This window comes from Staphylococcus sp. HMSC067F07, assembly GCF_001837405.1.
GTDB lineage: Bacteria > Bacillota > Bacilli > Staphylococcales > Staphylococcaceae > Staphylococcus > Staphylococcus capitis.
Window position 1 is genome coordinate 378,171 of the sequence record NZ_KV832234.1, and the last position, 13,206, is coordinate 391,376.

The window sequence follows — 13,206 nt, forward strand, 5'->3', positions numbered from 1 at the left end:
TAAAAAAGTGGTTCAAGAGTATGATGTAATTGTCATTGGAGCTGGTCATGCAGGAATTGAAGCGGGCTTAGCTTCTGCAAGACGTGGCGCGAAAACGTTAATGTTAACAATTAATTTAGATAATATTGCCTTTATGCCATGTAATCCATCCGTTGGTGGCCCTGCAAAAGGTATTGTAGTGCGTGAAATCGATGCGTTAGGTGGACAAATGGCTAAAACGATTGATAAAACACATATCCAAATGCGTATGTTGAATACTGGTAAAGGGCCGGCTGTAAGAGCATTACGTGCACAAGCAGATAAAGTGTTATATCAACAAGAAATGAAACGTGTAATCGAGGACGAAGATAACTTAGATATTATGCAAGGCATGGTGGATGAGTTAATTATTGAAGAAAATGAAGTGAAAGGCGTACGTACGAATATTGGAACAGAATACCGCTCTAAAGCAGTAGTTGTTACAACAGGTACGTTCTTACGTGGTGAAATCATCTTAGGTAACATGAAATACTCTAGTGGTCCAAACCATCAATTACCTTCTATCACTTTAGCTGACAACTTGAGACAACTTGGATTTGATGTAGTTCGATTCAAGACAGGTACGCCTCCACGTGTGAATGCTAAAACAATCGACTATTCTAAAACTGAAATTCAACCCGGTGATGATGTAGGTCGTGCATTTAGTTATGAAACGACTGAATATATTTTAGATCAATTACCTTGTTGGTTAACATATACAAATGGTGAAACTCACAAAGTGATTGATGATAATCTTCATTTATCTGCGATGTATTCAGGTATGATTAAAGGTACTGGTCCTAGATATTGTCCATCAATTGAAGATAAATTTGTTCGTTTTAACGATAAACCTAGACACCAACTTTTCTTAGAGCCTGAAGGTCGTAATACGAATGAAGTGTATGTACAAGGTTTATCTACAAGTCTTCCTGAACATGTTCAACGTCAAATGTTAGAGACAATTCCTGGTCTTGAAAAGGCAGACATGATGCGCGCAGGTTATGCAATCGAATATGATGCGATTGTGCCTACACAGTTATGGCCAACCCTTGAAACAAAATCAATTAAGAACTTATATACTGCAGGTCAAATTAATGGTACGTCAGGGTACGAAGAAGCGGCAGGACAAGGTATCATGGCAGGTATTAACGCAGCAGGTAAAGTGCTAGGTACTGGAGAGAAAATCTTAAGTCGTTCTGATGCATATATCGGTGTATTAATTGATGACTTAGTGACTAAAGGAACTAATGAACCATATAGATTATTAACTTCTCGTGCTGAATATCGTTTATTACTACGTCATGATAATGCAGATTTACGTTTAACTGATGTAGGTTATGAGTTAGGCATGATTTCTGATGAACGCTACGCACGCTTTAATGAGAAACGTCAACAAATTCAAAATGAAATTCAACGCTTAACTGACATTCGTATTAAACCAAACGATCACACTCAATCTGTTATCGAGTCTAAAGGTGGCTCACGCTTGAAAGATGGTATCTTAGCAATTGATTTATTACGTCGTCCTGAGATGACTTATGATACGATTTTAGAGATTCTAGAAGAAGACCACCAACTACCTGATGCGGTTGAAGAACAAGTTGAAATACAAACGAAATATGAAGGTTATATCAATAAATCTTTACAACAAGTTGAAAAAGTAAAACGTATGGAAGAGAAGAAAATTCCTGAAGACTTGGATTATAATAAAGTAGATAGTTTAGCTTCTGAAGCTAGAGAAAAATTAGCAGAAGTAAAACCATTAAATATTGCACAAGCTTCACGTATATCTGGTGTAAATCCAGCAGATATCTCAATTTTACTTGTCTATTTAGAACAAGGGAAACTTCAAAGGGTGAATCAATAATGAGTGTAGAATGGCTATCTAAGAAATTAAGTGAACATGGCATTGAATTGTCTGAAACGCAAAAAGAACAATTCCAAACGTACTATCAATTACTTGTTGAGTGGAATGAAAAGATGAACTTAACAAGTATTACGGAAGAACATGATGTATACTTAAAACACTTCTATGATTCAATTACACCTAGCTTCTATTATGACTTCGATGGAGAATTAAGCATTTGCGATGTTGGAGCTGGTGCAGGATTTCCAAGTATTCCTTTGAAAATAATTTTTCCTGAATTGAAGGTAACGATTGTGGATTCACTTAATAAACGAATTCAATTTCTCAATCACTTAGCTGCAGAGTTAGGCCTCCAAGATGTCAGTTTTGTGCATGATCGTGCGGAATCTTATGGTAAGGGAGCCTACAGGGAGTCTTATGATATCGTTACAGCACGTGCTGTTGCACGTCTTACTGTATTGAGTGAATTGTGCTTACCTTTAGTTAAAAAAGGTGGCCAATTTATCGCACTTAAGTCATCTAAAGGCGAAGAAGAATTGCAAGAAGCGAACTTTGCTATTAATATTTTAGGTGGAAACGTGAAAGAAACATTTTCATTTGAATTGCCTGAGGATGCTGGCGAAAGACAAATGATAGTGATTGATAAACGTAGACAGACTTCTAAGAAATACCCAAGGAAACCAGGTACGCCAAACAAATCTCCACTACTTGAGAGCTAAGAAGAGACATATGATATAACAAATAATTGAGAGGGAGAGAATGGATAATGAAGAAACCTTTTTCAAAATTATTTGGTTTAAAAAATAAAGATGACATCGTTGGTTATACTGAAGAAGAGCGCAATAATAATGTTGAATCCATTCATATTGAACGTATCGTACCCAATCGTTATCAACCAAGACAAGTATTTGAGCCAAATAAGATAAGAGAATTAGCTGAATCGATTGAAGAACATGGGTTATTGCAACCCATCGTTGTACGTCCGATAGAAGAGGATATGTTTGAAATTATTGCTGGTGAGCGTCGATTCAGAGCATTACAATCATTGCATAAACCACAAGCTGACGTCATTATTCGTCACATGAATGATGAAGAAACGGCAGTAGTTGCGTTAATTGAGAATATTCAACGTGAGAATTTATCTGTGGTTGAAGAAGCGGAAGCTTATAAAAAATTGCTTGAAATAGGAGATACGACGCAAAGTGAATTAGCGAAGAGTCTAGGTAAAAGTCAAAGTTTCATCGCTAATAAATTACGCTTATTAAAACTTGCTCCTAACGTGATTAAACGACTTCGTGAAGGAAAGATAACTGAAAGACACGCCCGTGCTGTCTTGGTTTTACCCGAAGATGAGCAAGAAGAATTAATTGAGCAAGTCATTAATCAGAAATTAAACGTTAAACAAACTGAAGATAAAGTACGTCAAAAGACAGGTCCTGAAAAAGTTAAAGCTCAGACTTTCCAATTTTCACAAGATGTGACTCAAGCGAGAGATGAAGTGGGTAAAAGTATTGAAGCCATCGAGCAGTCTGGCTTACGTGTTGAACATAAAGACAAAGACCATGATGACTATTATGAAATAAAAATTAGAATATATAAGAAATAGTAAGAAAAGAACGAGTTAATGCAGTATATTGTTGCACTAACTCGTTTTTTTTTATTGAAAGTATTTACTTTTTAAATAGTTTAAAAGGCGTGACTCTAAGTAAGATTTTACCATTGTGATTACGGTTGTCTGTGACCACTTTTACAATGGATTGGGCAGCTTCACTGACGGTACGCATGAGTAGACCTTTTTGATGATTGTTTAAATCAGTCGTCACTCCACCTGGCATAATACCGAAAATTTCGACTGGTATTTTACTTTTCTTGAATTGTCTTGCAAAGAGCTTAATCATTGAGTTAAGTGGTTCTTTCGTTGCAATGTAACTAAATGGTTCGAAGAAACTTGATGGTTTCAAAGGGATGGTTAAATTCACTATTCTACCTTTATTACGGGCTAAGATTGGTGTGAAAGCTTTAATCATTTGGAAATTACCGAAGAAATTAACCTCTGTTAAAGATCTTAACTCATCAACATCCACATCTAATGGCTTAGCCTGCATATTTCCTGAAACACCTGCATTATTTATTAAGACGTTAATATCACTGTGATGTGCTCTAATGTATTGTGCAGCTGAATCTATTGTTTCATCGTGATTTAAATCTATTCTAACCCATTTTACGTTAATTCCTTCTCGTTGAAGCGTATTAACTGCTTCCATCCCTCTTTGCTCATTTCTAGCCCCGAGTAATATGTACCAATCTTGCTCTCCAAGTTGTCTCGCTGTTTCAAAGCCTATGCCTTTATTCGCACCTGTAATTAAAACTTTTTTACTCAAAGTGATTTTCTCCTTTATATGTTTGATGAAGGGATGTTAATTGAATTTTCGAGAATTTAAAAAAGATTAGAAATTTAATTCAGTTACCTCATGAATGATATATGTTGGATTCTCAGATTTTAATTCCTCAATACTGTGTGTACCCCAAGTGACTGCACATGATGCCACTTTTGCGCTATTTGCCATTTGCATATCAAATATAGCGTCCCCGATATAAATAGTTTCTTCATTTTCTAATTGGTATTTATTCAAGATATAGTTGATGCCATCAGGTGAAGGTTTATAATGATTAACTTTGTCTGACCCTATTACTTCTGTAAATAAGTGATCTATGTCTAAGATCTCTAAGTTACGAATGAGCACATCTGTTTTCTTACTTGATACTACAAATAACTGTTTATCTTTTGAGAGTGATTGGAGTTGTTCAGTCATATGTTTATAAAGTTTTAAATAAGATGATTCAACCTCTTTATAATTTTGCCTAAAGGTTTTGATAAGCGCTTCTAACTGATGGTCATCTAAATCAACGGAACTCATTAAACTGAATGACTTTTCTATTGGTATTCCCATATAATACTCAATCAGATTTACTGTCGGTTCTTCTAGCCCTCTTTCTTTAAAAGATTTTTGAGTAGCAACTATACTACATTCTTTAGAATCTGCAATTGTACCATCGAAATCAAAGATTAAATTTTTGTACATGAATGTCTAACCTCACTTAATTAGAAAATGATTTTATAAAAACTTTAACATAAATCTATCAAGCAACAAACTAAACTATAAATAAGTTATTTTAGATAATGCAAAAACTTTAATAATTGTTTTACGTGAAACACATACTATTACTATTTTTAGAAAATTAGGTATTTTAGTGGAAATGTTTACAACGCACTATAATCGATTTACACTAAAAGTAAACGAAACGTTTCGTTTAATAATTAAAATTGATAAGAAGGGTTATTGTGTTTGGTATATCGATTTCAAGTGCTATTCTCCATTTTGTAATAGGTGGTCTTGCAGTTGCGCTCGCATCAGTAATGGCAGATAAAGTCGGTGGTAAGTTAGGTGGTATTATAGCCACTATGCCGGCAGTCTACCTTGCTGCAGTGATTGCTTTAGCTATAGATCATCGAGGTCAACAACTGATTCAAATGTCTATACATCTTAGTACAGGTGCAATTGTAGGAATTATATCTTGTATAGTTACTGTATTCTTTACCTCACTATTTATAGGTAAAAGAAATTACAAGAGTGGGACTATATTTTCAATTGTATGTTGGCTTGTCATTTCTATAGCAATATTTGTAGTTAGACACATTTAATGATGGAGGCATTGTAATAATGAAATTAGTATTAATAAAATTTCTCGTTGGTGGATTAGCAGTATTAGTGAGTTACATTGTATCAATGGTATTACCTTGGAAAGAGTTCGGAGGTATCTTTGCAACTTTTCCAGCAGTGTTCTTAGTTTCAATGTTTATCACAGGCATGCAATTTGGTGATAAGATGGCAATGCATGTGAGTAGAGGCGCAGTCTTTGGTATGATAGGCGTATTATTTAGTATTTTAGCTACTTGGGGACTTTTACAATCAACACAAATGTGGTTAATTAGTATTATTGGTGGATTTATTGTATGGTTTGTAAGTGCAGTGGTTATATTTGAAATTGTTGAATTTATTACGCATAAAAGAAGGGTTAAACATGGCTGGAAGACCGAAAGATCCAACAATAAATAAGAAAATTTATGAAGAAATTAACCGTTTATTAGAAACAATACATTTTAGAGACATAACAATTGATCAGATTTCGGAAAATACTGGTATCTCTAAAGCGACGATTTATCGCAGATGGAAAGATAAATCGTCAATTATTATGGATATGTTTGTTGAACAATCACAAAAGATATTTATCCATGAGAGCGACAATTTATATGAAGATTTGTATCATTTTTTAGTGAAAATCAAAGATATTTATAAGACGAAATTAGGTAGTGCAGTGATTGAAATTTTAATCAGTCATCAACAGATCGAAGCACGAGAAACGTTTATGACAGATTATTTTAATAGTAATCGAAGAACATTAAAAAAGATTATCAGCAAGCATATTAAAGATGAAGAGCAAGACTTATTTATAGATCTTATCTTCTCGCCTATTTACTTCAATATATTAATCAAACCCGACTCATTAGATGAAAATTACATTGAAAAGATGTTGAATAGAATTATCGAAGCGTATGACCCAGAAACGAAAGAGTAAACGTTCCTTAAATAAGGAACGTTCTTTATGTAGAGGGTAGACTGAACGAAGTGTTAGTTTCTTATTTGTATGCAGTTTATTAAAATCTAATGATCAGACAACTTTTTATTTAATAAAATATAGTAATAACATTAATAATATTGAAATCGGAATAATGATACTTTCTGCTCTCATCATTGATTTAGAAAGATTTTTAAATTCTTTATCTGAGGCATTATTGTTTTTTAATTTAAAGTATTTTATTCCAAGATATATGGCAGGTAACAAATGAAGTAGTAAAAAAACTATTAGTATAGTAATCATCAAAATCCTCCTCCAAAAAAATAATAGCATCTAATGAAAGCGAGCTTTAAATAAAAAATAATTAATTAATCTACTATGCATTTCTATGTAATCTAGTATAATTAAATTAATAAGAGTTCATGCATTAATATTACCAATCCCCTCACTACTCGAGATAGTGAGGGGATTTTTTAGGTTATGGTTGATATCACTTATTTTTTCTTTTTCTCATTCAAGCTAATAATAATTGGTAACATACCACAACAAATGATTATCAATAATATTAATCCTGAATTCATTTTTGTACCTCTTGTGATTATTTAGTGTTCATATTTGGCATTGATTGACCAGAAGCTCCACTTATTAAACCAAATCCAACTAATAAAACTAGAGCAACGATACCTAATATAATAGATGTTTTCTTAGATAAGCGACTCGTTGAGTAATAAACTACGCCTGTTAAAAATGCTTTTAATAAGTTAGTTAAGTTTAATGCCATTAAAAATTTGTTGCCTTTAGCGAAGATGTTTAAACTGTCTAATTTATATTCAAGAATACTTAATCCAAATAATAGTTGGATAATAATGATAATAAGAGAGAAAGCATTAATTATAATTGAGTATGAAAGTGCAGCAGAAAAGATACTGCTACCTTTAGCATCAGATTTAAATATTTTAGAAATAACTAAGAAAATCACAAAAACTATTCCTGCATTAAAAAGCATGCCAAAGAAACCAGTTATTATTGTTATTATCAAGTAAACTCCAGAATTCATCTGACCATTAGTTTGTGATAATAAAGAATCTTTTGTAGCAAAGTAACTTACGAATGCAGTTATTATGGCTAAAACTATTAAAATTAACAACTTCACTAACCATTTTGGATTTTCTCTTAACTTACTAAAATGATTTACAAATGGAATGCTAGAATTTTCTAGTTGTTTAGTATCGATATTTTGATTTTCCATAATATGTATATCTCCTTTGTTTATTAATATCACTTAAATGTTAACATTTAAATCTATTTTATAAAATAAGCAATTTAAAATTTTAGTTAAATTTCATTGCCTATACATAATAATTTTAGAGAATGAATGTTTTTTCAATATTAACATTTCTAAGATTTTGTAAATTTTATATATATAAAATATTACTAATTTTACATTTGTGTTATCATTTCAATTGCAATCAATTATTAAGGAGAAATAGATATGAAAAAGAAAATATTGTGGATCATCATAGGAATTGCAATCATTCTATTATTAATTATCGCTGCTTTTATCGTGAAACAGGTAAATGGATCAGGTAAGAAAGATAGTGAAGGTTACGATACATATACAGTTAAAAAAGAAACACCTATCAGTTTAGAGGGGAAAGCTTCTCCTAAATCTGTAAAGACATATAATAATAACAGTTCAATTGGGACATTTTTAAGTACATCTGTAGACGATGGACAGAAGGTTAAACAAGGGGATCGTTTAATTAATTATGACACGAATGCTAGTAAACGTGAACAATTAGCGAATAAGGTGAACCAAGCACAAAGTCAAGTGAATGATGATTATCAAAAGATTAATCAAAGCCCTAATAATAGCCAATTGCAATCTAAACTTACTCAAGATCAAAGCTCATTAAACGAAGCACAACAGTCATTAGCACAACACGACAGACAAGTGAATGACAGTATGTATGCTTCATTTGATGGTAAAGTAAATATCAAAAATGATTCAGATGTTGGTGATGGACAACCGATTTTACAATTAATTTCAGATAACCCTCAAATTAATGCGACCGTTACAGAATTTGATATTAATAAAATTAAAGAGGGGGATAAAGTCGACGTTACTGTAAATAGTACAGGTAAAAAAGGCGAAGGTAAGATTATCAAAATTGATGAGCTTCCTACTAGTTATGATTCCGGTAGTGAGGGTGAAGCAGCTGGTGGTGCTCAAGCAGGCGGTGAAGAAGGTGAAGGTTCAGGCGCTCAAGCTTCTAATCCAACTGTGAATAATCCTTCTGGAGGTAAAGAAGGCGACACATCTAAATACAGAGTAGTTATTGGAGATTTAGATATCCCAGTTAGATCAGGTTTCTCTATGGATGCGAAGATTCCTTTAAATACTAAGAAATTACCTGACAATGTATTAACTAAAGATAACGATGTGTTCGTGGTTGATGAAAATCATAAAGTTCATAAACGTGATATCAAAATTGAACGAAACAATGGTCAAATTATCGTTAAAAAAGGTCTTAAATCAGGTGATAAAGTCATTAAAAATCCTAAAGGTAATTTAAATGATGGAGAAAAAGTTGAGGTGTCATCATGATTGAGTTGAAAAAAATCAATCGACACTTTAAAAATGGTAATGAATCTAATCATATTTTAAAGGATATTGATATTCATATTGATGAAGGAGAGTTTATCGCTATCATGGGTCCTTCAGGCTCAGGTAAAAGTACGCTCATCAACATATTAGGATTTATCGATCGCGGATATGAAGGGGAATACCTTTTCAATAAAGAAAATTATCAAAAAAGTTCAGACAACAAGCTTGCTGAAATTCGAAATCATACTGTAGGGTTTGTCTTTCAAAACTTTAAATTGATTCAAAATAATACCATTCTTGAGAATGTTAGTATCCCTCTTATTTATAATGGAATAGGGAGTAAAGAGCGTAAAAATAAAGTTTTAGACGGTCTTCAAGACGTCGGTCTTAAAGGTAAAGAAGATTTATTGCCGAATAAATTATCAGGTGGTCAACAACAACGTGTGGCCATCGCTAGAGCGATTATCAATAATCCGAAGTTTATTATCGCTGATGAACCTACAGGTGCGCTTGATTCTAAGACGTCTCAAGATATTATGGAACTCTTCGTTAAACTAAATAAAGAAAAAAGAACGACGATGATTATGGTTACACATGACCGTGATGTAGCGGATAAAGCTGATCGTATTATTCATATTTTAGATGGTCGTGTGCGAGAGGAAGAGGTGTTGACGCATGAATAACTTTTCTAATGTTATTGCTGTCGCCTTTCGCTCAATTTTAAAGAATAAACGTCGAAACATCTTTACGATGATTGGGATTATCATCGGTATCGCAGCTGTCATTACTATTATGTCTTTAGGTAATGGATTTAAGAAATCAACAAATGAACAATTTGATGAAGCGGGTGCGGGTAAAGATCAAGCTTCTATTTCATTTATGACTGAGAATATGGAGGCACCTAAGAATAATCCGTTTAAACAAGAAGATATAAGTGTAGTAGAACAAGTTAAAGGTGTTAAGAATGCCAAAATAAAAGAAGACGATGATAGCACGTATTCAGCTAAAATCACCAATTCACATGGTGGCGGTGATGTCAGTCTTAAAAAACAAAACGAGCTTACCGATGTAGACAAAGGGAAAGGTTTTACTAAAGATGATAATGACACTGAAGAGAAAGTCGCTGTCATTGATAGTAAACTTGCGAAAAAAGTGTTTAATAATAATGCGATAGGTAAGTCTATCTATGTGAATGGCGAAGGATTTAAAGTTGTTGGTGTATCTGAAGGTTCAGGAATTGACGCTGGCGGTATGGGTATGCCTGAAGAATCAACAGTACAACTCCCTACAAAGACATTCAATAAATATATGGGTAACTTGTCTCAGGGTATGCCTCAATTATTAGTTACTGTGGATAAGAGTTCTGCTAAAAAAGACGTTGGTAAAAAAGTTGAAAAAGAACTGAATAAAAAAGGTACTGGCACATCTGAGGGGCAATATAGTTATCAAGACAATGAAGAAATGATGAAAGGTATCGGAAAAGTATTAGATACCATTACTTACTTTGTTGCAGCAGTTGCAGGTATTTCACTCTTTATTGCTGGTATTGGTGTGATGAATGTGATGTACATTTCAGTTACTGAGCGTACAGAAGAAATTGCGATCCGACGTGCATTTGGCGCTAAAGGTCGAGATATAGAAATACAATTCTTAGTCGAGAGTGTGGTCCTATGTCTTATTGGTGGTATTATTGGATTAATACTCGGTATTATCATAGCGACACTAATTGATGCTGTGACGCCAGAAATGGTTAAAAGTTCCGTCAGTCTAGGATCCGTAATCTTAGCTGTTGGTGTATCTACCCTAATCGGTATTGTGTTCGGTTGGATACCTGCACGTGCCGCATCTAAGAAAGAATTAATTGATATTATTAAATAACGATTGCTTCTATATAATTATCTTAAAAGCGTGAGTAGTTACTTTAATGTTGACTACTCACGCTTAAATTTTAATAATTGTTATTAAAAAATTGATTTAATTGAAGTTACTTTATCTAATGATATTAGAGTAGGTCTTTTTATTTTAAATCATACTTTTCCTCAAAATGATGACGCTTTCTATATTCTCTGTATTTTTTATCATTATCAAAACGCTCTTGATATTTCATTTTTAACTCTGCATCTCCCGTTACTTTACCATCATCATTAACCTCATATTGATATGTATTATAGGGCTCATCTTTAAAAGTAACAACTACGTCACGTTCTCCAGTATTCAACGTGAAATTGGGTTTCTCTGTTTTAATTTTGTTTTCCCAACCTTTTTGCTTAAGTACACTGTGAACTTTTGCTTCGAGTTTATCTTCTTCATGTTTTTGATAATTTAAATAAATATGTTTACCTAAAGTGAAAATTAATATAGGGACAACAATTAAAGCAATAAGAATACTTATTGGAATAATATAATTTAATGTATATTCTTTTTTCATATTTAATCTCCTTAACTAAGTATTTTTATTCTGTTAATATTTTGTAAAATTTAAAGAAATAATACAATTATATGATATGTTTTTTAATGAAACACAGTCAAGTCATAGGAGGAAATCAATGAAAAAGTTAATAACTAGTTTATTATGTACTACAATATGTGGCACAGTTTTAACTACAGGAAGTATAGACGCTCAAGTTGAGAGCTCAACTAACTCTAATTCGTTGAAAGAACTTCAAGATGAAGGTGTTGTGTCTAAATCAATTACTGAAGAACAATGGAAGCAAATTCAAGCTAAAAATCGTGAAGAAGAAGCAAAGTTTGAGAGAACAGCTGAAGAACAATGGCAGAAACAACAAAAACAAGACCAAATAGATCGAGAAAATCGTAAAAGAAAAAAGAAATTTCATTTGAAAAAAGGTGACTATTTCATCACAAATGGTGTAAGCGCCAAAGGGCTCACAGGTCATGCTGCGATTTACGTAGGGAATGGATACATTAAAGAAGCTCGTGGATATGGAAAATCTACAAGGACAAAAAGCTTTCGAAAATGGAAATATAGTACTTTAAAAAAGAAAAAAGGACACCCCAAACATCGTTATATCAGTGTATATCGAGCATCAAAAAAATATAGAGGCAAAGCTAGAAACTATGCGAAATCTCATTTTAATCATGTGCCCTATAATATAACGCCGAATCCATATTCAAAAGGAGCTACATATTGTTCGAAACTTGTTTGGCAATCTTATTATTATGGTGCCGGACCATCCTCAGTTCGCCCTTTCTCTCAACCACAATTCATTATTTATCCATATGCTCTCCATCGGTATATCAAGTCAAAACCGGTTCGGATATATACAAGAGGTTAAAATGATTAAGGTATTAAATGTATAAAATATACGAAAGTACTACTCATAATACATCATTATATTAACTCATCGAAAAGAGAGTGGGACAGAAAACATAATTTGTCAAAATTATTTTCGTCGTCCCACCCCAACTTTCATTGTTTGTAGAATTTCTTCCTAAAGAAATTCTCTATGTTGGGGTCCCGCGACAAGGATGACTAGGATTGAAAGAAGCTTGATATAAGCGCACTTTCAATTCAGACATCTACTGCCAACATATTGAGTGAGGTTGAGACAATGAATTACGTCTCAGCTTCTTTTTTACTCAAAGAGACTATTTATTTTCATAAAGAAATATTTTTATGCAATTTATCTTAAAACAAATACTTATCAACAAGATAGATTTATGTGAAAAAGATTTTAAATAACTTCAAAAGAGAATCTTACTAATTTTTATGAGAAACATGTCCCACTTGTTTATTGCAGGTGGGTTTTATAATGAAATATATAATTGACTATTGTCAGAAAATTATTAAAGCACTCCTCAGTCTAAAAGCTAAAGACCGTGTTATTATAATAGCCACACATGATCAATTAATAGCAAAACAATGTGATGAAATAATAAATGTAGAAGATTATAGAGTTTAACATAGTGAAGCTGGAAAGTTGTTATTTAATTCAGACTTTCCAGTTCTTTATTTAGAGACGATGCAATAAGTAAGTGTAGTCAACGTAAGTGTTAAAACGATACTTAAAACAAAGGTAGTAATGATTCTTTCTTTAAGAGACACATGACGTAA

At 32.8% G+C, this 13,206-nt stretch carries 16 protein-coding genes; 11 read left to right on the forward strand and 5 right to left on the reverse strand.

Annotated elements, in window-relative coordinates:
- The first annotated feature begins 7 nt into the window (after positions 1–7).
- The 3 genes from mnmG to noc are packed head-to-tail and all read left to right on the forward strand — an operon-like array spanning position 8 to position 3,491.
- Entirely contained in the window at positions 8–1,885 is a 1,878-nt protein-coding gene (gene mnmG / locus HMPREF2706_RS05000) for a tRNA uridine-5-carboxymethylaminomethyl(34) synthesis enzyme MnmG (RefSeq protein WP_030061526.1), read from the forward strand.
- Positions 1,885–2,604, forward strand: a complete 720-nt coding sequence (gene rsmG, locus HMPREF2706_RS05005; protein ID WP_070862225.1) for a 16S rRNA (guanine(527)-N(7))-methyltransferase RsmG — start codon at positions 1,885–1,887, stop codon at positions 2,602–2,604. The genes mnmG and rsmG overlap by 1 nt, the downstream gene beginning before the upstream one ends.
- A 47-nt stretch (positions 2,605–2,651) precedes the next feature.
- Positions 2,652–3,491 carry a nucleoid occlusion protein gene (gene noc / locus HMPREF2706_RS05010; protein WP_002434625.1) on the forward strand — a complete coding sequence of 280 codons (840 nt, stop codon included), beginning with the start codon at positions 2,652–2,654 and terminating at the stop codon, positions 3,489–3,491.
- A 64-nt stretch (positions 3,492–3,555) separates the two neighbouring features.
- Here noc and HMPREF2706_RS05015 read toward each other — a convergent pair whose 3' ends face one another.
- The gene (locus HMPREF2706_RS05015) at positions 3,556–4,266 is read right to left on the reverse strand and encodes an SDR family NAD(P)-dependent oxidoreductase (protein WP_030061522.1); all 711 of its coding nucleotides are present in this window, start codon (positions 4,264–4,266) and stop codon (positions 3,556–3,558) included.
- A 66-nt stretch (positions 4,267–4,332) separates the two neighbouring features.
- Positions 4,333–4,968 (reverse strand): HAD family hydrolase, encoded by a 636-nt coding sequence (locus HMPREF2706_RS05020; RefSeq protein WP_002434582.1) that lies wholly within the window; start codon positions 4,966–4,968, stop codon positions 4,333–4,335.
- Between the two features lie 260 nt (positions 4,969–5,228).
- Between HMPREF2706_RS05020 and HMPREF2706_RS05025 the strand changes: the two genes are divergently transcribed.
- Genes HMPREF2706_RS05025 through HMPREF2706_RS05035 form a run of 3 tightly spaced genes read left to right on the forward strand, consistent with a single transcriptional unit; the run spans position 5,229 to position 6,523 of the window.
- Positions 5,229–5,588: a DUF3147 family protein gene (locus HMPREF2706_RS05025; RefSeq protein ID WP_002454376.1), complete on the forward strand. Its 360-nt coding sequence runs from the start codon at positions 5,229–5,231 to the stop codon at positions 5,586–5,588.
- 19 nt (positions 5,589–5,607) lie between these two features.
- A complete protein-coding gene (locus HMPREF2706_RS05030) occupies positions 5,608–6,003 on the forward strand; it encodes a DUF3147 family protein (RefSeq protein ID WP_030061520.1) in 396 nt (131 codons plus the stop codon).
- The gene (locus tag HMPREF2706_RS05035; protein ID WP_030061518.1) at positions 5,969–6,523 is read left to right on the forward strand and encodes a TetR/AcrR family transcriptional regulator; all 555 of its coding nucleotides are present in this window, start codon (positions 5,969–5,971) and stop codon (positions 6,521–6,523) included. The genes HMPREF2706_RS05030 and HMPREF2706_RS05035 overlap by 35 nt, the downstream gene beginning before the upstream one ends.
- A 105-nt stretch (positions 6,524–6,628) precedes the next feature.
- Here HMPREF2706_RS05035 and HMPREF2706_RS05040 read toward each other — a convergent pair whose 3' ends face one another.
- Both HMPREF2706_RS05040 and HMPREF2706_RS05045 read right to left on the reverse strand, forming a co-directional pair.
- Positions 6,629–6,826: a hypothetical protein gene (locus HMPREF2706_RS05040; protein ID WP_030061515.1), complete on the reverse strand. Its 198-nt coding sequence runs from the start codon at positions 6,824–6,826 to the stop codon at positions 6,629–6,631.
- Positions 6,827–7,121: 295 nt separating this feature from the next.
- Entirely contained in the window at positions 7,122–7,772 is a 651-nt protein-coding gene (locus HMPREF2706_RS05045; RefSeq protein WP_049427073.1) for a YIP1 family protein, read from the reverse strand.
- 243 nt (positions 7,773–8,015) lie between these two features.
- On the opposite strand from HMPREF2706_RS05045, the gene HMPREF2706_RS05050 reads away from it, so the two are divergent.
- The 3 genes from HMPREF2706_RS05050 to HMPREF2706_RS05060 are packed head-to-tail and all read left to right on the forward strand — an operon-like array spanning position 8,016 to position 11,009.
- Positions 8,016–9,131 (forward strand): efflux RND transporter periplasmic adaptor subunit, encoded by a 1,116-nt coding sequence (locus HMPREF2706_RS05050; protein WP_030061384.1) that lies wholly within the window; start codon positions 8,016–8,018, stop codon positions 9,129–9,131.
- Positions 9,128–9,814: an ABC transporter ATP-binding protein gene (locus HMPREF2706_RS05055; RefSeq protein ID WP_023349962.1), complete on the forward strand. Its 687-nt coding sequence runs from the start codon at positions 9,128–9,130 to the stop codon at positions 9,812–9,814. Before HMPREF2706_RS05050 ends, HMPREF2706_RS05055 begins: the two co-directional genes overlap by 4 nt.
- On the forward strand, positions 9,807–11,009 hold the full coding sequence (locus HMPREF2706_RS05060) for an ABC transporter permease (protein WP_030061382.1): 1,203 nt from the start codon (positions 9,807–9,809) through the stop codon (positions 11,007–11,009). The genes HMPREF2706_RS05055 and HMPREF2706_RS05060 overlap by 8 nt, the downstream gene beginning before the upstream one ends.
- A 139-nt stretch (positions 11,010–11,148) precedes the next feature.
- Here HMPREF2706_RS05060 and HMPREF2706_RS05065 read toward each other — a convergent pair whose 3' ends face one another.
- Positions 11,149–11,559, reverse strand: coding sequence for a DUF3139 domain-containing protein (locus HMPREF2706_RS05065; protein WP_030061380.1), 411 nt, complete (start codon positions 11,557–11,559; stop codon positions 11,149–11,151).
- Between the two features lie 118 nt (positions 11,560–11,677).
- Between HMPREF2706_RS05065 and HMPREF2706_RS05070 the strand changes: the two genes are divergently transcribed.
- Both HMPREF2706_RS05070 and HMPREF2706_RS12215 read left to right on the forward strand, forming a co-directional pair.
- Complete coding sequence (locus HMPREF2706_RS05070; RefSeq protein ID WP_049427071.1) at positions 11,678–12,427, forward strand: C40 family peptidase; 750 nt, start codon at positions 11,678–11,680, stop codon at positions 12,425–12,427.
- Positions 12,428–12,904: 477 nt separating this feature from the next.
- The gene (locus tag HMPREF2706_RS12215; protein ID WP_002454386.1) at positions 12,905–13,054 is read left to right on the forward strand and encodes a hypothetical protein; all 150 of its coding nucleotides are present in this window, start codon (positions 12,905–12,907) and stop codon (positions 13,052–13,054) included.
- Positions 13,055–13,206 lie beyond the last annotated feature (152 nt).

Excerpts from the sequence above, each read along its gene's own strand:
- HMPREF2706_RS05045 (WP_049427073.1), bottom strand. The coding sequence starts at position 7,772 with ATGGAAAATCAAAATATCGATACTAAACAACTAGAAAATTCTAGCATT.
- HMPREF2706_RS05065 (WP_030061380.1), bottom strand. The coding sequence starts at position 11,559 with ATGAAAAAAGAATATACATTAAATTATATTATTCCAATAAGTATTCTT.
- HMPREF2706_RS05020 (WP_002434582.1), bottom strand. The coding sequence starts at position 4,968 with ATGTACAAAAATTTAATCTTTGATTTCGATGGTACAATTGCAGATTCT.
- HMPREF2706_RS05060 (WP_030061382.1), top strand. The coding sequence starts at position 9,807 with ATGAATAACTTTTCTAATGTTATTGCTGTCGCCTTTCGCTCAATTTTA.
- HMPREF2706_RS05035 (WP_030061518.1), top strand. The coding sequence starts at position 5,969 with ATGGCTGGAAGACCGAAAGATCCAACAATAAATAAGAAAATTTATGAA.
- HMPREF2706_RS05050 (WP_030061384.1), top strand. The coding sequence starts at position 8,016 with ATGAAAAAGAAAATATTGTGGATCATCATAGGAATTGCAATCATTCTA.
- HMPREF2706_RS05055 (WP_023349962.1), top strand. The coding sequence starts at position 9,128 with ATGATTGAGTTGAAAAAAATCAATCGACACTTTAAAAATGGTAATGAA.
- HMPREF2706_RS05030 (WP_030061520.1), top strand. The coding sequence starts at position 5,608 with ATGAAATTAGTATTAATAAAATTTCTCGTTGGTGGATTAGCAGTATTA.
- HMPREF2706_RS12215 (WP_002454386.1), top strand. The coding sequence starts at position 12,905 with ATGAAATATATAATTGACTATTGTCAGAAAATTATTAAAGCACTCCTC.
- HMPREF2706_RS05070 (WP_049427071.1), top strand. The coding sequence starts at position 11,678 with ATGAAAAAGTTAATAACTAGTTTATTATGTACTACAATATGTGGCACA.
- HMPREF2706_RS05040 (WP_030061515.1), bottom strand. The coding sequence starts at position 6,826 with ATGATTACTATACTAATAGTTTTTTTACTACTTCATTTGTTACCTGCC.
- noc (WP_002434625.1), top strand. The coding sequence starts at position 2,652 with ATGAAGAAACCTTTTTCAAAATTATTTGGTTTAAAAAATAAAGATGAC.
- rsmG (WP_070862225.1), top strand. The coding sequence starts at position 1,885 with ATGAGTGTAGAATGGCTATCTAAGAAATTAAGTGAACATGGCATTGAA.